Genomic DNA, 1,202 nt, shown 5'->3' with positions numbered 1-1,202 from the left:
CCCGCCACCCCCACCAACCCACCATGCAGCCACCCCGGCCACACAAACCCCACCGTCGCACCCCGATGACTCGCCACCACAGGACGCGGCCGATCGGTGGGCAGGGGAAGTTGTTCGGGGATACCGGCCAGGTGGGTACGCCAGTAGTCCAGTTGGTCGGCCAGCACACTGCCCGGCGTATCAGCCGCACCGAGCACCTGTCGCTGCCAGAGTGTGTAGTCGGCGTACTGTACCGCCATCGGCTCCCACCCGGGTGCCCGGCCCTCCCGCCGCGCCGCATACGCCCCGGCCACGTCCCGCCACAACGGGCCCAACGACCAGCCATCAGCAGCGATGTGGTGGGCCACCAGCACCAATGTCCACGCCGGTTGTAGCTGGTCGGTGATGTCCTGCACCAGGACTGCCCGCAGCGGCAGTTCCTCCTCCAGATCGAAGACGTGCTGTACTACCCCGGCCACCGCCCGCTCCGCCTGAGCGCGGTCGTGGACCGTGGCCATCTCGAGTCCCGGCCACCGGCGGCCCGTCTCATCTACCGGCAGCACCCGCTGACACGCCACCCCATCAACATCAATGAAGAGCGTCCGCAGGCTCTCATGCCGGTCCACCACATCGCGCAGTGTCTGGTCCAGCGCATCGCGGTCCACCTCACCCGACAGCCGTACCACCAAAGGGATGTTGTACGTGGCCGACCGGCCCTCCAGCCGATACAGGAACCACAACCGGCTCTGGGCGAACGACAGCGGCAACGGCTGCGGCCGCTGATCCCATCGCACAAGCTGAGGCCGCTCCTGACCCGCCTGTCCTCCCGCATTCCCGGCCAGCTTGCGGGCGAGTCCGGCCACGGTCGGGGCCTCGAACACCATCCCGACGGGCAGCTCCACGCCCCACTCCGACCGCACCCGCGACACCAACCGCGTCGCCAGCAACGAATGCCCACCCAGGTCGAAGAAACCGTCCTCGATCCCCACCCGCTCCACGCCCAGCACCTCGGCGAACAAACGACACAGCAGTTCCTCGGCCCCATCCCTGGGCGCGGTGTACTCCGATCCGCCAGCTCCCTGCGGAGCAGGCAACGCCCGCCGGTCCAGCTTTCCGTTCGCCGTCACGGGCAGCCGATCCAGCACCACCCACGCCCCCGGCACCATGAACTCCGGCAACCGCCCCCGCACAAACTCCCGCACCACCCCCACATCACACCCGGC

At 69.0% G+C, this 1,202-nt stretch carries 1 protein-coding gene; it reads right to left on the bottom strand.

The annotated features are described in order from the left end of the window. The coding region (locus ACFXB5_RS53780) for a condensation domain-containing protein (protein WP_385223401.1) at positions 1 to 1,184 on the bottom strand (1,184 nt) is incomplete at its 3' end. Positions 1,185 to 1,202: the final 18 nt, after the last annotated feature.

This window comes from Streptomyces sp. NPDC059455, assembly GCF_042750115.1.
Lineage (GTDB): Bacteria > Actinomycetota > Actinomycetes > Streptomycetales > Streptomycetaceae > Streptomyces > Streptomyces endocoffeicus.
This window is presented reverse-complemented; position numbering and strand designations above follow the sequence as displayed.